The organism is Pedobacter jeongneungensis (assembly GCF_039538295.1).
GTDB classification, from domain to species: domain Bacteria; phylum Bacteroidota; class Bacteroidia; order Sphingobacteriales; family Sphingobacteriaceae; genus Pedobacter; species Pedobacter jeongneungensis.
The window spans coordinates 427132-448659 of record NZ_BAABBY010000002.1 but is presented as its reverse complement, the minus strand read 5'-3'; the positions used below and the strand labels follow the sequence as shown (position 1 = coordinate 448659).

15 protein-coding genes are annotated in these 21528 nt (G+C 41.5%); 2 read left to right on the top strand and 13 right to left on the bottom strand.

The features are described 5' to 3' along the window. Window positions 1-2 precede the first annotated feature (2 nt). From ABD769_RS05550 to ABD769_RS05490, 13 genes are all read right to left on the bottom strand, one after another. Window positions 3-863, bottom strand: a complete 861-nt coding sequence (locus ABD769_RS05550) for a glycoside hydrolase family 16 protein (RefSeq protein WP_344850084.1) — start codon at window positions 861-863, stop codon at window positions 3-5. A 10-nt stretch (window positions 864-873) separates the two neighbouring features. After that, complete coding sequence (locus tag ABD769_RS05545; protein ID WP_344850083.1) at window positions 874-1986, bottom strand: alginate lyase family protein; 1113 nt, start codon at window positions 1984-1986, stop codon at window positions 874-876. A 65-nt stretch (window positions 1987-2051) separates the two neighbouring features. Further along, on the bottom strand, window positions 2052-6035 hold the full coding sequence (locus ABD769_RS05540; protein ID WP_344850081.1) for a hybrid sensor histidine kinase/response regulator transcription factor: 3984 nt from the start codon (window positions 6033-6035) through the stop codon (window positions 2052-2054). Window positions 6036-6556: 521 nt separating this feature from the next. Beyond that, a complete protein-coding gene (locus ABD769_RS05535) occupies window positions 6557-7735 on the bottom strand; it encodes a glycoside hydrolase family 88 protein (protein ID WP_344850080.1) in 1179 nt (392 codons plus the stop codon). Between the two features lie 5 nt (window positions 7736-7740). Further along, the gene (locus ABD769_RS05530) at window positions 7741-9531 is read right to left on the bottom strand and encodes a glycoside hydrolase family 2 protein (RefSeq protein WP_344850078.1); all 1791 of its coding nucleotides are present in this window, start codon (window positions 9529-9531) and stop codon (window positions 7741-7743) included. A 12-nt stretch (window positions 9532-9543) separates the two neighbouring features. Then, on the bottom strand, window positions 9544-11535 hold the full coding sequence (locus ABD769_RS05525; RefSeq protein WP_344850076.1) for a retaining alpha-galactosidase: 1992 nt from the start codon (window positions 11533-11535) through the stop codon (window positions 9544-9546). A gap of 3 nt (window positions 11536-11538) precedes the next feature. Continuing rightward, on the bottom strand, window positions 11539-13713 hold the full coding sequence (locus tag ABD769_RS05520) for an alpha-galactosidase (protein WP_344850074.1): 2175 nt from the start codon (window positions 13711-13713) through the stop codon (window positions 11539-11541). A gap of 371 nt (window positions 13714-14084) precedes the next feature. Next, a complete protein-coding gene (locus ABD769_RS05515; RefSeq protein ID WP_344850072.1) occupies window positions 14085-14888 on the bottom strand; it encodes an MBL fold metallo-hydrolase in 804 nt (267 codons plus the stop codon). Between the two features lie 17 nt (window positions 14889-14905). Further along, window positions 14906-16102 carry a multidrug effflux MFS transporter gene (locus tag ABD769_RS05510; protein WP_344850070.1) on the bottom strand — a complete coding sequence of 399 codons (1197 nt, stop codon included), beginning with the start codon at window positions 16100-16102 and terminating at the stop codon, window positions 14906-14908. Between the two features lie 170 nt (window positions 16103-16272). Further along, window positions 16273-16920: an NAD(P)-dependent oxidoreductase gene (locus ABD769_RS05505; RefSeq protein ID WP_344850068.1), complete on the bottom strand. Its 648-nt coding sequence runs from the start codon at window positions 16918-16920 to the stop codon at window positions 16273-16275. 114 nt (window positions 16921-17034) lie between these two features. After that, window positions 17035-17439 carry an Rrf2 family transcriptional regulator gene (locus tag ABD769_RS05500; protein WP_344850066.1) on the bottom strand — a complete coding sequence of 135 codons (405 nt, stop codon included), beginning with the start codon at window positions 17437-17439 and terminating at the stop codon, window positions 17035-17037. An 864-nt stretch (window positions 17440-18303) separates the two neighbouring features. Continuing rightward, entirely contained in the window at window positions 18304-19203 is a 900-nt protein-coding gene (locus ABD769_RS05495; protein WP_344850064.1) for an SDR family oxidoreductase, read from the bottom strand. A gap of 142 nt (window positions 19204-19345) precedes the next feature. Then, the gene (locus ABD769_RS05490; protein ID WP_344850062.1) at window positions 19346-19498 is read right to left on the bottom strand and encodes a hypothetical protein; all 153 of its coding nucleotides are present in this window, start codon (window positions 19496-19498) and stop codon (window positions 19346-19348) included. Window positions 19499-20183: 685 nt separating this feature from the next. Here ABD769_RS05490 and ABD769_RS05485 point away from each other — a divergent pair. Both ABD769_RS05485 and ABD769_RS05480 read left to right on the top strand, forming a co-directional pair. After that, window positions 20184-20321 (top strand): DUF2256 domain-containing protein, encoded by a 138-nt coding sequence (locus ABD769_RS05485; RefSeq protein ID WP_344850060.1) that lies wholly within the window; start codon window positions 20184-20186, stop codon window positions 20319-20321. Further along, on the top strand, window positions 20261-20812 hold the full coding sequence (locus ABD769_RS05480) for a 2'-5' RNA ligase family protein (protein WP_344850058.1): 552 nt from the start codon (window positions 20261-20263) through the stop codon (window positions 20810-20812). The genes ABD769_RS05485 and ABD769_RS05480 overlap by 61 nt, the downstream gene beginning before the upstream one ends. Window positions 20813-21528: the final 716 nt, after the last annotated feature.

Sequence of the window (21528 nt, the reverse complement as noted above, 5' to 3'; positions counted from 1 at the left end):
GATTATTTTTGATAAACCCTTATATAATCTACTTCAAACCTGGCTGAAAAGGTCGTTTTGGAAGGATCTCCACCCTGTTTACCGCCTATTGCCAAATCGAGCAGCATATAATGCGGTCGTTTAAAAGGATTAATACCAGTCCCATCCTGGTTAACCAAACGGTCTAATGACACCTTATTTAAAAGCTGGTTATCCACATAAAGTGCGATGCTGTTTTCATCCCAATCCATTCGCCAGATGTGAAATTGATCTGCCCATGCCTGACCGCCAAGGGAATCGATATTTTTCTCGGTGCTAAACCAGGCATCTTTTCGATCTGCACCCATGAAGGCGATATTAGCGAGCAGTTTTTTCCGGTAGTATTCCATGATATCGATTTCACCCGTCGCCGGCCAGGATCCTTTTGTTCCCAATGTCCACCAGGCTGGCCAGATGCCATCTCTGATATCTATTTTACCGCGCATCACAAACCTGCCGTAAAGCCAGCTATGCAATCCTTGGGTTTTAATGCTGGCGGAAGTGTAATCAGCCTCTCTTCTACTTTTTTTCCAGTCACTGCTTCCTTCCTTAAAATTAGGGTTTGTTTTTTTCTCTCTTTTGGCCTCCAGAATTAGCTTTCCATCTTCACACCTCGCATTTTCCTTTTGGTACCATTGATATTCTTCGTTGCGTTCGAATCCAAGTTCATAATTCCAGTTAGCCGGATCGGGTGCACCGTTATTATTAAATTCTTCGGCCCATACCAGTTTGTAACCGCCTGAACGGAGTGCTGACGGCTTAGGATCTTTTTGTTGGGCCACTCCGGATAAGCTGATGCATAAGGTACAGGCCGGTAATAATAATTTGACTAGATATTTTTTCATGGGGAATAATTTATTGGTATCCGTTTAATCGTAAAGGCATAAGGGTTGGAAATGTCCAGGCATAATCATGTGTGGTATACATAACGGGACGATATGGTGCAAGATATTCATCAAATTGCGGCGAAGGGTAAATGCCATTCATCGCCTCCAGTAAGTTGGCCGGCCAGAAACCTGTTGCGGTATGAACAGAACCCGTATCCGGATTTTTGAAAAATTTCCACTCTTCGGGGTGTTGATTGTAATAAAACAAATAATCCAGCGCCTTTTTAAATGATGCCCCATCCCGTGATGCATTAAAGAGATTTTCGCCCGTCTGATTATAAATGATCCAGCTGGACGCGGTAAGCGGTGCCAAAGAGAAATAGGTATACCAAATACCCTTGCCCTGCCGCTTTACTTCCTCCACCAGGTGGCCATCTGGGGCAATTTTATCAAAAAGGTCCTTTTTAATTAAGGCAGTGTTTTGCTCCATATCTTCCCGGTCTTCCAGATAGGTATCGGCCAGGATAGAAGCCAAACGAGACCAATCGCCAGAGTTGTTGTTCCGGTACCTGATGCTGTTCGCTGCCGCACGAAACACATTTTTTGTCCACCATTTAAATTGTGTTACATCCTTGGACTTCCATCTTTTACAATCCTTGAGCAGGTCTGCACTGATCAATAAGGCAGTACCAGAATACGACATCACCAGTGAACCATCCAGTTGAGAATATTTTTTATTGATAGATGCCCAGGCATTCAGGAAATAAATGGCTTTATCTGCATATTTTGTTTTTCCACTCAGCTGATAAGCTAAAGCACAACTGTATGCCGAAAAACCATCCACCTGTAGCGCCCGTGAAGTTCGGCGGTGGGTTTCCTTGTCAACATAAAAACCCGGAATACTGAAATCTTCTACCGCATGTTGCGTGACCAGCAAAGCCGAATCTGCTTTAATCAGTAAGGCCTTATAGGCTGATAAATAAGGTTCTTTTTTGGCTTTGAGCTGTTTTTTAACAAAATCAATCTGCTGTTGCGGATGCATCCCCTTTAGCTGATGTTGCGCAAAAACTAGTTGCCCCGGCAGTATGCATAACAGCGAGGTTATAGATAAAATAATAAGAAAAAATTTCAGGTGCTTCATAGGTTTTATTTGGTTAATGAGAGTGCTTTAACAGTGTAGTTGTCTGCATGCTCGGCAATAATTTCTTAAACGGCATTATTCTCTGAACTATAGCGCTTTTTATATTCAGACGGACTGGTTTCAAATTGTCTTTTAAAGCATACACTAAAATATTTGGCGTTATTAAATCCGGTTTGGTAAGCAACTTCTGCTACGGTTAAATCTGCATGTTCCAATAAGTAGGCACTTCTTTTCAGGCGGATGTTCAGGATAAATTCTTTGATAGACATACCCACAATATCATTGATCTTTTGATACAGGATCGTCCTTCCAGTATTCATGTCAGACACAAAATCGTCTACCGAGTAATTGGGATTGGCCATATGCTGCTCAATAAACTTCATGGCCTTAATCAGCAATTCCTCATCCATCGAAGTAATGGTTACATTAACGGGATCTACGACGAGCCGCTTGCTGTACATTTCCCTCATTTCCTGCTGGTTTTTCAAAATGGTATCTATCTGCTGAATCAGGTATTCCACTTCAAAAGGTTTATCAATAAAAACGGTTGCGCCATGTTCCAGTGCCTTGGTTTTATTCTGATTTACGTCGCCCATGCCCGAAATCATGACGATAGGAATGTGGCTGGTTTTAAAGTTCTGCCGCAAATGGTTACATACCTCAAACCCATTGGTATTGGGCATCATCAGGTCGGAAATAATCAGTTGAGGATATATTTTTTCAGCTTTGATAATGCCCTCCTGACCATCGCTGGCCAAATAGACATTGTACTTTTCAGACAAGCGTCGCTCCAGATAGTTCCGCAGGTTAGGATCATCGTCAATCAACAAAATGCTGGTCGATTTCCTTGCATGCTTTGGAGATAGATCGGGTTCCTCGGCTTCTAAAAGGATTTCATCAATTTCGGAGATGGTATAATCGTATACGTTCGACTGCATATCGCCTGATCCTGCTTCTTTTTTAAGCGGGAGTATCATGGTAAAAGAAACCTTGTTGGTTTTATTTACCATCCAGATTTTGCCTTCAATGGCATCTACCAGTTCCTTTACAATGGCAAGGCCAAGACCTGAACTTTCTTCAAAAGTAGGGCGATAAGATGACAAGCGGTTAAAGGAGGTAAATAGTGTGGCAATCTGCTCTTGCGAAAAGCCTATACTGGTATTTAATACTTCAACAGAAATGTATTCCCTTTCAAGGTGATCCGGCTCCATAGCTAGCCTGGACTGTTCCTCGGCTGTAGATTGATAAATCCTTACGCCTACATAACCTTTGTTAGAGGTGTACTTTAAGGCATTCGAGAAAAGATTAGTCAGGATTTTTTCAATAATATCATAATCGAAAGCTACAAATAATTGGTCTTCATGAGCATTAAAATTGGTTTCTATTTCCTTTTTGTTCGCGTAGAGTTCAAAAAGTCCAAAAATATCATGCACAAAACCGATAAAATTGCCAACCTGTGGATTTAGGGTTATTTTCTGACTTTCTATTTCCCTAAAACGAAGCAATTGACTAATTGAACGCTGTATTCGCGCCACATTTTTCTCAATTAATTGCATATATCCAGCCGCATGGTCATTTTTCTGAACGGTTTCTTTTAACTGCTTCAATGGTTCGAGCACCAGGGTAAGCGGGGTTTTAAGATCGTGTGAAATATTGGTAAAAAAATCAGTTCTCGCCTGGTTCAAATCCCGCATATTTTGTTCTTTGAGTGCCTCTAACGCCAGTCGTTCTTTAAAAACCTTTTTATTGGTATAATACCGCATGATGAAAAACAAAAGCCCCAGTACAATTAAAGTGTAAATGAAGTAAGCCCACCAGGATAGAAAAAACGGGGGATTGACATGAAAATAAAGCTTTGAAATTTCGTTGCCCCAAAGCCCGTCATTGTTGGAAGCCTTGATCTCAAAAATATAATCTCCCCCCGGTAAATTAAAAAACTGTACAGCGTGTTGATTAGGATTCATCTTCAGCCATTTATCGCTTAAGCCAACCATACGATAAGAAAATTGATTTTGATCTGCCGATAAGTAGCTGTTTGATGAAAAACGGATTTCTATATTCGACTGGTTACTGGAAAGTGTAAACTTACCCTCATCGTGATTGCTTAAGGTAGAAATATCTTTGGTTAAAGGTGAATCTTCCGTTGCATTGCTTACCAGTTGGTTGTTAATTAATAAGGCTGTGAAAAATACTTTTGGTTTCTGGATGTTTTTATTGAGGTATTGCGGATCAAAAAGTACAAATCCGTTAGTACCTCCAAATAATAGCTCTCCTTTTTTAGTTTTATAGGCCGACCTTAAATAGAACGAACCGCAACTATTTGCTTTATAAAATCTGGCTTTTTCAAACTTTTGAGTTTTTTGATTGAAAAAGTACAGCCCATCATTTGTGCTAAACCAAATATTTCCGGAAATATCGTCTTCCAAAATACCAAAAACGATTTTAGGAGGAAAACCATTGGCACTACTAAAGTTAAGGTAGCCTCCGTCTCTCTTTAGAAGATTAACACCTCTTCCCGAAGTACCCAACCAGAGGTCTCCATTTAATGCTTCATAGTAGCAACCCAAGTGATTCACCGCATATGGACCATCTTTGATGATATAGTGACGCAACACTTTAAGCGTTTTAGGATCTGCAATATAAAGCCCTTGATGAGTAACCAGACGAAGGTGTTGCTGCTGATCGATCGAAATGGCCTCAATCTCTACGTCCAGTGCCTGTCCGTTTGCAGCGATCAATTTAACCATCTCCGCTTCTGTTGCCTCGTTTTTTTTGCGGTGGAAGAAATTTTTATCCGGATCGGTCATCCACCAGGTTCCTCCGGCATCCCGTACAAAATCATATACCGTTAAGGGCTGTTTGCTTCCGGGTAAAAGGATGTTAAGGTTACTAAAACGCTTTGTAGCCATTTCATAAGCAGAAATACCGCCGTTGAAAGAAGAAATAAAGAGGTTTTTTCGGTCAGGATCAAATTTTAAGCGCTTAACCATATTAGAATTGATGGAATTGGCTTCGGCCTTGGTAAAGTGGCGAAAACTGTCATCCTTCCTGTTCCAATAGTTGAGTCCACCGCCCTCTGTAGCAATCCAGATATTGCCCATATCATCTTCCTGAAAACCGCTTACTATGGGGTGGTTAAGTCCGCCAAGACTGGTTGTAAAATAACGAACGTATGCATCATAAGGTGAACAATAAGCGATTTTACCACCATAAGTACCAATCCAGGCACCCTGATCAGGATCGCCATAGATGGTCCATATCGAATTATTTGGCAATGAAAAAGCATCGTTTGGGTTCATTTTGAGTAGCTTGCTGATCTGAGTTTTCGGATCATAAACCAACAATCCAGACTGTGTGGCTATCCACATGATGCCCGTTTGGTCAATAAAGATTTTTTTGGACATCGTAGTCTGGAAGCCCGGGCCGGTAACCGGTATATTTTTTTTAATTACACCTTTGGCATCAGTCACGAAAATGCCACCTCGCTGGGTTAGGAAATAATAATCGTCCTGATAGGCCACAGCGTCGTTCACCACAAAGGAGGTTTGACCCAGATTGGTAAAAACTGAAAAGCGTGCTGTTCTGGTATCGAACCTGTAAAGTAAATTTTCCTGGGAGAGATAAATATTTCCTTTCAGGCTGATCACACTCTCAAAATACCTGTTGGTAGGAAGCTTGATTTTCTTAAAATCCTTTTTCCCCCGACCAGATATATATAGGCTGTCGCCAGAGAGCATGTATAGATTGCCATTATTATGGAGGCATATGGAGCGGATTTTTCCAGGGAGAACCAGTTCAAAATTAAATTGTCCATAGTTAAACTTCAATAAACCATGATTAGTGCCCAAAAATAATCCACCTTTTTTATCTGTCACCAAAGAACCGTAAGCCCATTTTACTTTGGGGTCGCTCTTCGAGGCCAATTCATTTAACTGATAAAAACTGTTCCCGTCATACATAAAAACAGCATCTGGACCAGTATACCACATCCGTCCCAAGCTATCTTTGGTGATGCTCTGAATACCACTATAATACGATGTTTCGGGCATGACATGGAACCGATACCTGGATATATCAATTGCCGCCGCACTTTTTAGCAAAAATGCACAACATAATAGCAGCAAATAAGCGATTTTCCGGATACCCATAAAGTTAAAATGCATAAGCAGGTATTCTATTGGACTTTCTAATGATCATTTAATTTTTTCATCTTTCAATTATTCCATTTCCATCTGATTGATATCAATAGCAACTGAGATGCAGCTAAAATAAGTGTTATAATCGCCACGGTTAAGCGTGGATATCATAAATTGTAATTCATTTCGGATTTGTTACGTTGAAGTTTAGCTATAACTGTCATCATAGATCCACTAGTGCCGCCGTCATCCGATAGCTATCGGATCTCGCGCATGCGGGAATCTTAAGGCGGTTGTATTAAGATTCCCAATTAAGTTGGGAATGACGATCTCTCGGGGATGTTATTCCTTGAAATTGATCCGTCATTCCTATTGATTTTTACACCGTAAATTATCCCTCAAGATGCCCATTCTATATTTTATGATATCCCATCCTACAATCTTCTCTTCAAACGACTAAGCGCCTCCAGATAATAATAATCTGCATAGGTTAAGGGCACATCTACTTCAGATTTAAAGGGAAATGCTCCCGTGCTGTGCATCAGGATAAAATTTCCGTTTTCGCCCAACTTTGCCGTATATTCACCAGAAGCGAGTGTCCGGATTTGCTTTTCTACCACTTCCATATATTTATTTTTAGTATCGGCATTTACAAAATCGCTTAATTCAGTCAGTGCAGATGCCATAATACAGGCCGCTGAAGCATCTCTTGGTGTATTAGCTCGCACCGGAGCATCGTAGTCCCAATAAGGAATGAAATTTTTTGGCATTTTAGGATGATTGATCAGAAAATCAGCGATATGCATCGCCTGATCCAGGTAGCGTTTTTCCCTGGTTTCCCGATAAAGATAAGTATAACCATAAAGGCCCCATGCTTGTCCCCGGCTCCATGCAGAACTATCAGCATAACCCTGATGCGTTTGCTTTTTATGCGGAAGACCAGTCTGTCGGTTATATGAAACGACATGGTAAGAGCTGAAATCGGGCCTAAAGTGATGCTCCATAGTTTTATCGGCATGCGAAAGCACTATTTTTTTCAGTTGCTCATTTGCTGATTGCTTGCTTGCCCACAACAAAAATTCGAGATTCATGATATTATCGATAATGACCGGATATTGCCAAACGGTTTTATTATGGTCCCACGACCTGATGAGGCCCACTTTAGGATCATAGCGGGTAGCCAGCGATTGCGCTCCTCTAAGCAAAACTGCCTTGTAAGACGTATCTCCGGTTAATCGATAGCCATTGCCAAAACTGCAATACAGCATAAAACCTACATCATGATTATCGGTGGTGAATTTCTCACGTTCTACCCTGGCCGTATACAATTTGGCGAATGCTAACAGTGCTGGATTTTTGCTATGCTCGTAAACATACCATAGAGACCCCGGAAAAAATCCGCTACACCACCAACTTGAATCAGAGATGGTGTTTTTGCCCGCTTCGAATGACCGTGGTAATACACCTGCCTGATGCTTATATTTTTTGGCCATTAACAGGCTTTGCTGTTCAGCAAAAGACAGGGCTTGATTAACAACTGCTTTCAAATTTTGCGCATTTGCAAGGTTGTTCCATAATAACCCTGTTAACAACAGTGCTAAAAATCTCCTCATAAATTTTATTTGATGTTTTTGTAATAATCTGCAATAACATACCAGGCTTTTTTACGAAATCCCTGATCAGAAACCAGTCCTTTTCTGTTCCAGCCATCCTGATAAGTAGGGTGAAAGCGAAATGGCGACCGAAAATCGAACAATACCCAGGGTGATATTCCATTGAGATTTGGAATATTTTTAAACATTTCCAGGTTATCCTTGTAAAGCTGGGCCTGGTAGTCTTCGCTCCATGAACCTGCTACATCAGCGTCACCGGTTTTCCCATACAATGCCTCAGCACCAAATTCTGAAATAATCAGAGGTTTGTTGCTGGCCACGTCCCAAATGGCCTTTTTTGGTGTAACGGGCCAGGGATGATACCAACCCATATATTTATTAATGGCCACCACATCAATTTCATTTATAAAAGGGTCGTCCATTACAAAACGTTGTTTATCCGGATTAAACCGAACCAGATCAAATGCAGCCGTAATTAAACGGCTGCTATCAATATCTTTCGTACATTTAATCAGGTATTTAAGAAATTCATTCCTGACAACAGATGGCTGGGTTTCATTAGCCATTCCCCAGAAAGAGATGGCGCATCGGTTTTTATCCCGCATTACCATCTCGCTGATCATCTTTCCGGCTTTCTTTTTGGTTTCAAGGTTTTCAAAATCAATCCCTTGCCATATTGGTGTCTCTTCCCACAACAGAAAACCCATTTTTTCGGCTGCACGTACCGTATATTCATTTTGCGGATAATGTGCCAAACGGATCATATTACAGCCTAAAGCTTTCGCTTCAGATAAAAGCATCATGGCATCTGCCTCAGAGAAAGCTCTACCTTTACGCTGTGGAATTTCCTCATGAAAACTAATAGATTTGAGAAAAACCGGCTTGTCATTCAGGTAAATCTGTGTTCCTTTTACCGCCAGGTTTCTAAAACCAATCCGTTCTTCTACCCTATCTTGGCTGGTAGATATCACCACCTGATAAAGTTTAGGCGCATCAGGCGACCAGCGCTGTATTTTTTTTACACCAGTGATTGACACGCTAGCAGTCCCGTCTTGATCGGTAACCAGCTTTTGTTTGATATTCAGTTCAGGAATCTCAATGGTTAGCGCTACATTTTTCTGGTTATCAACAACTTTAACCTTCGCATTAATTTGATCAGGACGATGTTTGTCCAACTGAACAAAATAATCCTGAATAAATATCTTTGGGGTTGATACCAACATCACATCGCGGGTGATGCCTCCATAATTCCACCAATCGAATGATTTCGCGGGAATAGCATCAGCAGTCCGGGTATTGTTTACCTCCAGGGCTAAAAAATTATCTGATTTTTTCACCAGATCTGTTATCTCTACCTGAAAAGGTGTAAAACCTCCTTCATGTTCTACAATTTCCTTTCCGTTCAAATAAACCTTACATCGATAACTTACCGCAGCAAAGTAAATAAACAGGCGTTCGTGATCTGCTTTGAGCGCATCAAAATGCCTGGCGTACCAAACCGTACCTTCATAATATTTGAGTTCGGGCAGTTGACTGTTCCATTCTGAAGGCACATTTAATTTTAAGCCACTATCAAAGGCATATTCATAAAAATCTGTCTTTCCGGCTGGTTTTTTATTGAGGTATATTTTGTTTTTCCGTCCCTGATCGTACTGGTCTATAATCGCTTCCCATTGCCCGTTAAGCGATTGTGTTGTTCTGCCGTATACATTAACCAGGGTCTCCTGGGCAGAAAGTTTAGACAAAAAGCAACATAATATTAGGAGCAAATTAAAAATGGTTCTGGTTGGTTTCATAAATTACGGTGTTTATTTTTTAAAAATCTTCATCGCGAAACCACCGCCCTGAGCCATGCTAATGGATAATTTTCGATCTGTAGGAATCTCGATCTGATGCTTTTTGTAGTCTGTAGCGATTTTATTGGCGTTAATCCCATCCTGATAAATTTCTGCAACATAATCTCCGCTACCAAGAAAACTGAGGTCAAGATCAAGTTTGCGTGCTTCCCAATTGGTTAAAGCACCCAGGTACCAGGCGTTACCCTTTTGGCGGACAGTGGTAATGTATTGCCCGATCTCACCATTAAGTACGATGGTACGATCCCAAACCGTAGGGATAGCACTAATAAAATCAGTACATTCCTGCTCCTTCGCATAATTGTCCGGGCTATCACAAAGCATATTTAAGGGCGATTCAAAAACTACATATTCTGCCAGTTGCCTGCAGCGTGTCCCCTGACTCATGGGTTCATCATTTATTCCCCTATGGCTACTTTTAGTTGCATTACGCATGGCACCCTGCGTGTAATCTACGGGTCCAACGATCATCCTGATAAAAGGCATAGTCACATCGTAGGTTACCATATCCATCTCCGGCCCGTTCCATTTCATCTGCTCCAGACCATTTACAGCTTCATAATTAATTACATTCGGAAAAGTACGGTTTAGCCCGGTAGGTTTATAGGTACCGTGAAAATCGACCATCAACTTATATTTGGCGGCTATTTCTGCGGCCCGGTAATGAAAATCAACCATTTCCTGATCATCACGGTCCATAAAATCGATCTTAAAACCTTTTACCCCCAACTGCGCGTAATGTTTGCAAACTTGTTCCAGATCGCGTGCAAAGGCATAGTACCCAGTCCATAGAATAAGGTCTACATTTTTAGATTTGCCATAAGCGACCAGTTCTTTCAGATTAATTTCTGGAACAACCTCAAACAAACTTGCCTTAAGATTTACTGCCCAGCCTTCATCCAAAATCACATATTCAATTTTATTTTTGGCGGCAAAATCTATATAAGCCTTATAGGTTTCGGTATTAACACCCGAAACAAAGTCTACCTTACTCAAGCCCCAGTTATTCCACCACTCCCAGGCCACTTTGCCAGGTTTTATCCACGAAATATCCTTTAAACGGCTGGGTTCGGCCAACTTGTAAACCATATCATTATCCGCCAGGGCTTTATCGCTGGTGCTAACAATGGCAATGCGCCAGGGAAATTTGGTTTGTGTCCTACTTTTAGCAAGATAAGGCTGGCGTGAGGTGACGATTTGTTGCAGCTGGTTATGTCCGCCCTGCCCCGTAGATTTTGGATAAGCTGCGAAGTTGGCTTCCAGAACATTTCCTCCGGCAGGATTAAAAAAAAACATACCCGGATAACTTTGCAAATCAGCTTCGGCCAGACATACTTTTTTACCCTTATCCAATTCCACCACCAAAGGAGAAAATGCAAGCCTATGTTTATCCATTTTACTCAAAGGGGTGTAGGTATAGGTATTTTCAAACGAATTGAAATATTGGCCCTCAATGGTTTTCTCTTTAGTTTTTACATAAGGAATGTAGGCTTTGTAATCTTTTGGAAAATGAAAAGCGGCCAGTTCTTCATTCACGATAAAATCCTGCTTAGCCACAGAGACAAACCGGTAAGCCATGCCCTCATTGTAAAGTCGAAAAATCAGTTTGTAATCTTCCTTAAATTCCAGCGTCAATTCTGCATATTCATCATTGATACGGTTTCTTTTATAAAAATAGGCAGGGATTTCCTTTTTAACGGTAATGGTTTTGCTTTGTTTCAGGTGAGATTTGATACCGAAGGTTTTCCCATTGCCCAATTTCATGGCTATGTCGCCAGAATTCAGTAGGCGTTCACCATCATGCGCCAGCTGAAAACGGATACTATCTCCAATGCTTACATCCACCTGCAACCGCCCGTCGGGGGAATTAAGACTAACCCTCTTTTGGGCGATTGCGGAGATGCTAAGGAACGTTAAAAGGAAAAGGTTTAATATGTTTTTCATCGGTTATTTTAAAATGGTATAGCTGTACATCACAAAATCATTTATAGCAGGCAAGACTACTTTCAAGGCTCCTTTTCTACCAGTGGTTTGAATCATCGCCTTCCCCCTTCCAAGTAGCGGTTTTAATTGTATTTTAACCTTTTCGGGTAACCAGGTCTCCAGTATGCCTGTGGCGTCAGAATTATTTTCCCTGAACACCATCAAATAACCCCTATCTTTTAGGAGAGATTGAAAACCTGTCCATGATTTGCCTGAAGGTTCATCACCAATCGGTAAAATGGTTCCCTGATGAAAATCGTGCTGCACCTTTTTATACTTCGCAATCAATTCTCCTAATTGTAACGCTTCTTTGGGTAGTCCCGTGCCTTCAAACCAGGCCAGTGGCTGGGCGGCCATGGTAATGGCAAATAAATATTCGAAAGTATAATCGGAAGGAGCGAAAGGATCCTGGCCATATTTGTCGGTATTTCTCCATTTATTTAAAAATTCGATCTGCAACTTCTCTGGTGGTACGTATTTAGAAAGCTGCCATAAATTGCGGAGTGTCCAGTAAGGATAGTAATTTTGCCAGTCGGTGTAACGGTTCTCCAGAAAAATATTGCCGTATTCGGTAAAAAGATGATAACCTCCCCTGCGACCCGCAGTAGCATCGAGATTGAAAACAGCCTGGTTTTCTGTTTCGCTCAACGCCCGATTAAACATTTTGGTTAGATTAATTTCCGATTGTTTGTTGGGAATAGACAGTCCATCAATTTTAAATGTCCTGATTCCGTACATCCGGTACAGTTCGACCATCGCCGAAGCATCTTTTTCCCAGTCTGCATAGTCCTGCTGAATACTGGGGTTAAACCATAAGCAAATTTCGATACCCAGCGCTTTACCTCTTTTTACGACTGGACCTAGTCCAGTCGGATATTTTGCCGTATCAGGTTTCCAATAATTGGGGTTGTCCCAAATGTTTTTAAAAGATCCTTTGGCCAATGCAGAATTTGGACTTTTCCCTTGCTGCCATCCGTCATCGATCTGAAAATGGGTGATACCCAGTTTAGCTGCAGCTTCCAGTTCTAACAGGCTAAATTTTTCCTTAACTTTAGCATCCTGGCTCCTATCGCCCCAGGTATTCATCATCACCATTTCGTCTCGCTGTGATTCATTTTTACGGATGGTTTTCTGATAGCCACGTAACGCTTGCAACTGGTTAAACTCTTTTCCGCTATAAACGCCCAATACCACTGTATAAGCTTTGCGCCACTCATCGGCTCGGATATCTTTGGCACTTAGCCCTAATCCGTTTACCGCAAAATGCCCAAACTCAGTCGTAAAATCCTGACCGCCATAGGCCAGCTGTACACTGGAAGCCGGCGCTTCCTTTAAGAAAAAAAAGCCGGCCTCTTTTTCCTGGTTGTGCGCAAAAAGCAGGTTGCCCCGGTAACCTTTTTTTCTATAGGGAATAAACTTATTTTCCAGTACCAGGTTGTTGTTCCAGTCGGTTACGTCAAAAAATTCGACCGCTTTAACCTGCCAGTGGTAACCGTCCAGCTTTAACTGATCTAAAACTGTGGCAGAACTATTGACCTTCATATCATCGGCAAATTCAATGTTTTTCTGATCCGCGGCATTGGCCTGTTGTCCTCCTGATATACCCGACAGCTGGCCTTTCAGATAGGTTTCGCCGGCGATTGAAGCGCTTTGCGCATTGATCCGGTAAACCCGCTTTACGTCAAGCGCGCCTATAGAAAAAGAAATAATGGTTTCCTGTGAAGAGATGTGAATGGTATTGTCTTTCTTTACTAATACTTCATACTGTCCATTCTGAGTTTCGGTGCCGGCTTGAATGTAAAAATCGGGACTCTTAAGCTTATTAAGCCAAACTTTCCGGCCTTTTTTATCGCTTAAGCTATGCGTAATTACATTTCCCTTGTTCCAGATAAATTTACGCTCAATAAATTGATTGCCTATCGTCAGGGTATCTTGATCAAGGCGACTGTAGCATGCATCCTGTGCGGAGCAAGATATACCAGCCGCCAAAAGTAAAAGCAGCAGTAAAAAGGTATAAACTTTCCCTGTTAAATTGCTTTTGATCCTTGCAAAGATTGGTACTGGTGTCACCTGCGGAAGAAGATGACCGAAACTTTGCGGAGGGCACTGCCTGTTGATCTCATAATTTGTAGCTGTCATATTTGGAGATTCCAAAACTAGCTACTTGCGCTTAACGAGGGGTTCAGTTTTGTACGGAAATGGTTCAGTTTTGTACAAAAAAACCAAAGCATTGATTTTTTTGACTGTATCCACACGATTCAACACAAGAAATATGGTTGAATTGACTTGATGCCAGATGTAGGCTATACTGGCCATTTTTGCCGAAATGCCCACTACACTACGAAATCCCCTGAATACTAGTGCACATCATAAATAAAACCAGTAAAAAAATTGTAGAAAAAAATTAGATCATCATTACAATAACCCGGAATTGAATACCCTATCCCAAGTTATTTTTATTTACTGTCAAAATCTTTCATGTAAGAACAAAATAGCCAGACTCCAACGGATTAGTCGATCTGGAACCACTCTCCTGGTTGATATATTGAAGAGATTATTCCAAGAGCAGTAGTTTGCTCATATAAACGCAGCGTAGATCCTGAAGCCTCTATATACATCGGTGGTTTGTGCAATGAGGCATAATGAATTGGCACAATGTACTTTGCCTTCAAAATATGTCCAGCTGTTCCCGCCTGTTCCGGTGTCATTACTGCTTCAATAGCGCTTGGGGGCTGCAAAAGTGGAAAATCAACAACCGCACCATTAATCGGCAGAAATGCAATATCGAATGGTCCGAAATGGTTGGCAATCCTCCAAAAATTACCATGAAAAATTGTATCTCCACCATGGAAGATCTTAAAACCATTGCATTCCACCGCCCAGGCGATCTGGGGATCGCCAAAGCCATCGGCAGAAGGTAACGCAGTAAATCTGAAGGGGCCAACCGTACGTTCCTGCCATTCCTCTAGTATTTCTGCATCTAACTCATATTTTTCAAATTCCGATTCTGCATGAGCAGTGAGGGCTAAGTCCGCATCTGTTCCCGAAGCCTTTTTAGGTCTGTAAGTTTTCCCACCTTCACCCAGTGCGGCAAAAACCGCCATCGGATCAGCATGATCTGCATGAAGATGTGTAATGAGGGCAACTTTGGCTTCACCCAATCTGGACATGGCCGGAAAAGGTTCTTGCTGACTACGGAGCTGTACCAATGGCGAAGTGTCCTGGATATAATCGATCAGAAGTATTTCTCCATCACACTCTATCTCTACCCCCGCCCATCCGAGCCTTCTCATTCTTAATGTTTTCTTTTTCATATAGGACTATTATGATGTTAAATATTATTTTTATTAAAGGCTGCTTTGCCAAAAAAAAGTATCATGATGGATATTGTTCCTGTTCCTATTATAATCAGCGATAATGAAACTGCCGAAGTACTATCGAGCAGACTAACTACAGATGATATTACCCCTGCAATCCCCCATTGAAAGAGGCCATAAAGCGAAGCGGCTGAGCCTGCATTATGATCGAATGGTGCCATAGAAAGTGCAGCTGCGTTGGGGTTTAAAACACCTATACACCCAAGAATGAGGAAAATCATGCCAGCAGTAGCAAAGAGTCCGAACCAGCCTAAGATCAGCCCTAACAGCAATATCAAACTAAGGAGTATCATGAATACCACGGCACCAAAAACAATTTTCTCAGCTTTAAAAAACCTGCTTAAGATCCGACTGAGCTGGCCTAAACCAACGAAACCGACGGTTACAACAGCAAATATCCACCCATACTTATAGTTGGATACTCGATAGCCTTTCATGAAAATGGCAGGAGAACTTGATATGTATGCGAAGAGCCCGGATAGTGCAAATCCCCCACCAATTGCGTATACGAGAAATTGTGGCACGCCAAGCACGGCCCAGTATCCCCGCAGAATTTCACCAAGTTTAAGGGAATGTGATTTATCCGGAGCTTTCGATTCAGGAAGGATCACAAAAACCGCAATCAGAAGTGATATTGCCAATGCAAAAAGGACTAAAAAAATCATGCGCCATCCGAAAACAGCTGATATAACACCTCCGATTGTGGGTGCTACCATTGGTGAGGTCCCCATTACCAGCGTTAAGATTGAATAGATCTTCGCGTTCTCACCAAGAGGAAAGAGATCCCTCACCATCACCATCGATACCACGCCTGCCGAACAGCTGCCAATGGCTTGAATAAACCTGAAGAAAACCAAAGTCTCTATTGATTGTGACAGATAACACCCAACTGTAGCAACCAGATACAGGATCAGACCAAGATATAACGGCCGCTTTCGCCCGAACCGGTCGAGGAGGGGACCGTAAATTACCTGCCCCAAAGCGATCCCTACAAAGAAACTTGACAGACTGAGGGTAACCTTCGAAACGCTGATCCCAAATGTTTCCGCAATCGAAGGAAAGCCCGGCAGATAAGTATCTATAGAGAAAGGTGCCATTGCTGTTAGCATTCCAAGCAGAATCAATAAGCTGTAATATCTTTTTTTGGTCATGTATTGGTCTTGTTTTAATTTATTTATCCAGTTTGGGTTTCAAATGACTGAAACACCATTATGTTCATCTTTTAATGAATCTATATCGTACAGAATTTCATCATAGCTGCCCGAAAAACCGGGACAAATCTGAAATGAATTACACCTATGATATAGACTCATGATCTGAACTAGTAAGCTACCGTAAAGCGTTCTTTGTTATATTTAGGCTCTTCCAGCTCATCAACTATCGCTACCGCTAAATCTTCCACCGAAATCACACTGTTACCATCCTGATCAAAAACAGGCTCATCCCCCCCCAAACGATAGGTCCCTTTCCTGTGGCCCGATGTACCAGGATGCATTTCAATAGCCGGGCTCACAAATACCCAGTCCAACTTTTCTTCCTGCTGAAGTTCATTAAGATAATCGCGTGCGGCTGTTGCGCCTGCCTTCCATTGTTCAGGAAACTCCGGCAGATCGACAAGCTGCTTACCTTGAAGAAAAAGGCTTCCCGCCCCCCCGGATACCAAAAGTCGCTGAACACCCGATCTGATCACTCCTTCTTGGATTGACCGGGATCCCTTAAGAAAATCCTGGTATAGATGTGGGTTTTTCCATCCGGCATTAAATGCGCTGATCACCGCATCGTGCCCGCTAACCGAGTTCGAAAAACTATCGGTATCCTCCACATTCCCAACAATAAGATCAAGACCTTTCTGTGGTGCTATTTCTTCCTGGGTCAGCACAATTGCCGTTACTTGATGATTTCTCTGCAGTAATTCACCCAATACTGCCTTTCCAACGAAGCCTGATGCTCCGACTAATGCTACTTTCATATTTGTTTTTAATTATTGATTGCAAGTAATACTGTATTAATTTTAAATACAGTATAGGTTATAAAAATGCGAAGGCAATTAATGCCTTATATCTTAATATTTCCAATAAAGAAATTATTTGAATTTGCTACAAAAATCAGCGAGGCTTATGGTACTCAGGCTCTTGACCATAGAACGGTCTACCTCTCTATACAGATGGGTTAGGTGATCATTAATCTGTTTTCCTGTATTACATTCGGGGTTAGGACTGTTAAGTTTTCCCAATAAATAAGCATTATTTACAGCAGTGTAAATATCGGAGAGCACAATCTTATCGGCTGCTTTAGCCAGGATGTTTCCTCCACCCTTTCCCTCTTTGCTCTTTATCAATCCGTTGGCGCTGAGCACGCTAAGGGAAATTCTCACCATAGAAGAATTAATATTGATGCTTCCGGCGATGTAAGCAGAAGATAAACTATCACCTGTTCTGGCCAACATGGTCATAATATGTACCGCAGTAGCAAATTGTGCATTATTCATACTGTGTTAATTTTTATTACAGTACAAATTTAAGCCTTTATTTATCATTTGCAAATTAATTTAATGATTTCCGTTCTCATTTGTAATTGCCCTTTTTCCATTCCATTATTTAACAAAACATTCTGCCAACATTTCCTCGGCGTGATATTGATCTCTTCTTAACCGTGTGGCAAAGTAGGTTAGAAACTTTCGGGGAAATAATAAATGCAAACAGAACACTGGGAATCGCGGCCGAAATTCGTGAATGAGAGGAAATGGGGTAGCACTGGGTAAAATAACCAATTTGCCCCCTCTTCATTACATTATTGATTAATGGATAAAAAAATTTTATAAAAAATTTATTTCTGGCAGCCCAGGGTCAATTGATCATGGGTTCTCCAAGACAACCATAAGTGATTAGTGCTTCCGGGGCCTCCAGTCCAAAGCGCATTTTTTCCATAAGGCATCAAGACTCGTATAATGGTTAATGTCTTATAGATTCTTAACCCAGTGTATTATATTGCTATTTGTAAAGCGGGTCCAGATTCAAGGACATTGTGTAGGTTATTATCATAAGGATACGCAAAAGAAAAAAAAAAGTCGTCCCTAAAAGATTCAAATGAAACCCTTACCTGTCTCCGCTTTAAATGATTTCCCTATTGGAGCTGGTAGCTTTAACTTTTAACCAAAAGCAAATTCAATCCAAGGCATACAGCTACCAACAGCCCCATTGTAAATTTTGTTTGCTCTAAGGGTCCCGGAATGCATCTCTTTCCGTTAATTTAGTCCGTTGGACCCTGCGGCGAGGTCTATCCTGGTCCAATGAATTGGATAAATCTATTAAAACTTCTTCTAACTGAAGAAGCTTTAATAAGAGTTGAATGATTAAGGATGACCATTGCCTCCTGCAGAACCATAAATCTGTCCGGTGGCATAACTTGCATTGTTATCTGCCAGCTGAACATAGATAGATGCAAGTTCTGCGGGCTGGCCAGGGCGGCCAAGAGGTGTTGCTTCACCAAACTTTACAATAGCCTCCTGCGGCTGCCCGCCACTGGTCTGTAAGGGAGTCCATACCGGGCCAGGAGCTACACCGTTTACCCTGATCCCTTTGGGACCCAATTGTTTGGCCAATGATTTTACAAAGGCAACATTTGCTGCTTTCGTCTGTGAATAATCAAACAGGTTTTCAGAAGGATCATATGCCTGGACTGAGCTGGTAGAGATAATCACCGCTCCTTCAGGCAAAATAGGAAGGGCCGCTTTGGTAATCCAGAACGGCGCGTAAACATTGGTTTTCATCGTTGTATCAAAATCCGCAGTACTAATATCAAGAAGAGAATCTACCGCTTGCTGGTGACCGGCATTGTTTACCAGGATATCAATCCCGCCAAGTTTTTCTACAGCCTGTTTGACCAGCGATTCACAAAATGATTCAATGGTAATATCGCCAGGGATACCAAATCCCTTTCTCCCTGCTGCAGTGATGCAGGCAAGCACTTCATCTGCATCCGACTGTTCCTGGGGAAGGTAGTTGATCACCACATCAGCACCTTCCCTTGCATAAGCAATTGCGGTCGCGCGTCCAATTCCGGAATCACCGCCTGTAATCAATGCTTTCCGCCCTAAAAGTCTCCCACTCCCCTTATAGCTTTCTTCACCATGATCGGGGATCGGGTCCATTTTTGAGGCCAGTCCCGGTACTTCCTGTGGCTGTTTTGCAAACGGCGGTCTCGGATATTTTTCTGTCGGATTTTCCAAAGGTTTTTGATTTTGTTCAATCATATGTTTTTCATTTGGGGCCGGTTAATTCCAGATCATATCTAGCCCATTATCTTGATCTGCTGGACAATTCTAGCGTTATCCTATAATCTGAACATTAAAAACAGGCTATTTGTTCAGTCAATCCAACATTAGAAGTATTTAATCAGCCCGTCATGAAAGGTCTGGCTGTTTCACGTTCCAAAGTGGGCATTTCGGTGAAAATGGCCGCCTGTTCCGCATTTAAGCTGTCGCCCCATTTCGCTTTAAAGTGACCACCTGTTCCGGGGCAAACTGGCCACTCTGATCTTTCGATCAACTTTTTTCACGACTTACTTTTGAGAATAATCTTTTCGTTTCTGCGTAAAATAATCGCTTCTGGGAGCATATCAGCAATTCAGGGTGAACTAGGGTCGATTTGCTATTTTTGAGGAGATCACAGCGTTTTATAGCGCTAAAGTGCCTCCGTAATTGCTTTTGATCTTTAGAATGATCTAAATTGAGGGTAAATCGGGCAGGGAGACGGATTAAACCGAAAAGTCTTGAGGAAAATGGATTTGGATCCGAAGTGTATATTTGTTCAGAGGGAAAGGAACTAGATGCGCATCATCCGGTAATCAAATTGGTGGCCAGTTTGGCCCGAAATAGAGGGGTCACTTTCACCGAAATATACAGCCATGGTGATAAAGAAGCTAAGTTGACATTTACTTGGTTAACAATGTTTATATGTTGGAATTTTTCAAACATGTGCAACTGAATCTTACTGTTTGCATTTTTTGATCCCGAAGCTTGGCTCAAATCCGTTTCTTATTAAACTGATCGTATCTTTATGCGCCATGTGAACCATTCCGGCATACTTATGAATTTTTAGTCCGTTAATATCTCAACGAGTCATCGATTTAAGATCCTACTTTAGCTATGTTAATAAAAAGCCACTTCACACCTAATAAGGAAATCGCCTGGATATGCCAACAACAATCCAGGCTCCTATCTGTTAACCAGATATGAAAGCAGTAAAAAAGGGTGATCTGCCGGAGAAAATTTGTCCCACCTGCCAAAGGTTTTTCTCCTGGCGAAAGAAATGGAAAGAGAACTGGGACGAAGTAAAATACTGCAGCGAAAAATGCAGGAGGTCGAGATGATGCCGTATATACTCACCTCAAGGCTTGATGATCAGGCCCAGAACTTCTTCGAATCGATGCGAAATGCCTATTTCCCTGTTGGAAGGAACCAAGTACCTGCTCACCTTATGTTGTTTCATCAACTGCCATATGAGCCTGACACTTTATCTTATATGGAGACTATCAGATCAGAAGTCTTTGCTGCGGAAGTAACGCGTTTGTTTTTTTTGGGAAATGGTGTTGCCTACGCCGTGGAGAGCGAACAGTTAAATGCACTACACACCACGATTAAAAAACATTTTCATCATGTGCTGATACCACAGGACCTTCAGGGCTATCGTCCACACATAACGGTACAGAACAAAGTAAGCCCGCAGACTGCACGAGATACTATGGCTATGCTTTTGAAGGATTTCGAACCATTTACCATGGACATTCTTGGCATGGACCTGTGGAGATATCTTGGCGGTAAGTGGGATTGGAAAGCATTCTATCCGTTTGACAAGCTATAGCACGCTTAAAATTCCATGGTTCATTGTTCGACCAGTATCATTATGGACCACCTGTTATTTTGTAAGTGTATAATTGTAAGTAGTAATTGCAACTTTTGCTTCTGGCCATATCCTCATCCACTTTCCTATCCATAATTTTTGCATAATGTTGTGTGGTTTTGATGTTCTTGTGCCCGAGCATTTTACTTACAGTTTCATTATAGTTTTCTATATATTGGATTACTGTAGTTTCATTAGCAGAGTTATAGTGTTTCCATAAAAATACATTTATTTTACTGCTGCAATAATTTCTGTGACCGCTTATCGCTCGAGGGCGGCGAAGCCGTTTACAGACCTTTGAACGATAAATAGCAGCTCGACGATAGCTCTGCAGGTTAAAAAAATGATTGCTGAAAAAACAATTAATTGTTAATTGCGACCCTTCGAAATAATAGCAAATAAATGAGAACCCCTTTATTACAGGATAATTATTTTTGAAGTTGCTTAGGCGTATCAATTCTGGAATCGTTACGGATTACGAAAGGGATACCGTAACAATTGCAGATATTTCCCTGAACCTTGTAAAAATACAAGGATATGGATTATTATAAGTTTCGAGAAAAGAGATCAGTTACAGCAGAAAAAATGGTCAAAATCCTTCAAAATCACGATACAGTAATTAGTATAGAAAAAGCTCAAAAGGTTTTGGAACTCATCTATAAATTAAGTAACTTATC

Bases quoted from the DNA above. Each gene is read 5' to 3' on its own strand.
- ABD769_RS05505 (WP_344850068.1), bottom strand. From the start codon at position 16,920: ATGAAAGTAGCATTAGTCGGAGCATCAGGCTTCGTTGGAAAGGCAGTA.
- ABD769_RS05510 (WP_344850070.1), bottom strand. From the start codon at position 16,102: ATGACCAAAAAAAGATATTACAGCTTATTGATTCTGCTTGGAATGCTA.
- ABD769_RS05520 (WP_344850074.1), bottom strand. From the start codon at position 13,713: ATGACAGCTACAAATTATGAGATCAACAGGCAGTGCCCTCCGCAAAGT.
- ABD769_RS05495 (WP_344850064.1), bottom strand. From the start codon at position 19,203: ATGATTGAACAAAATCAAAAACCTTTGGAAAATCCGACAGAAAAATAT.
- ABD769_RS05480 (WP_344850058.1), top strand. From the start codon at position 20,261: ATGGAAAGAGAACTGGGACGAAGTAAAATACTGCAGCGAAAAATGCAG.
- ABD769_RS05540 (WP_344850081.1), bottom strand. From the start codon at position 6,035: ATGCCCGAAACATCGTATTATAGTGGTATTCAGAGCATCACCAAAGAT.
- ABD769_RS05485 (WP_344850060.1), top strand. From the start codon at position 20,184: ATGAAAGCAGTAAAAAAGGGTGATCTGCCGGAGAAAATTTGTCCCACC.
- ABD769_RS05530 (WP_344850078.1), bottom strand. From the start codon at position 9,531: ATGAAACCAACCAGAACCATTTTTAATTTGCTCCTAATATTATGTTGC.
- ABD769_RS05535 (WP_344850080.1), bottom strand. From the start codon at position 7,735: ATGAGGAGATTTTTAGCACTGTTGTTAACAGGGTTATTATGGAACAAC.
- ABD769_RS05515 (WP_344850072.1), bottom strand. From the start codon at position 14,888: ATGAAAAAGAAAACATTAAGAATGAGAAGGCTCGGATGGGCGGGGGTA.
- ABD769_RS05545 (WP_344850083.1), bottom strand. From the start codon at position 1,986: ATGAAGCACCTGAAATTTTTTCTTATTATTTTATCTATAACCTCGCTG.
- ABD769_RS05525 (WP_344850076.1), bottom strand. From the start codon at position 11,535: ATGAAAAACATATTAAACCTTTTCCTTTTAACGTTCCTTAGCATCTCC.
- ABD769_RS05500 (WP_344850066.1), bottom strand. From the start codon at position 17,439: ATGAATAATGCACAATTTGCTACTGCGGTACATATTATGACCATGTTG.
- ABD769_RS05550 (WP_344850084.1), bottom strand. From the start codon at position 863: ATGAAAAAATATCTAGTCAAATTATTATTACCGGCCTGTACCTTATGC.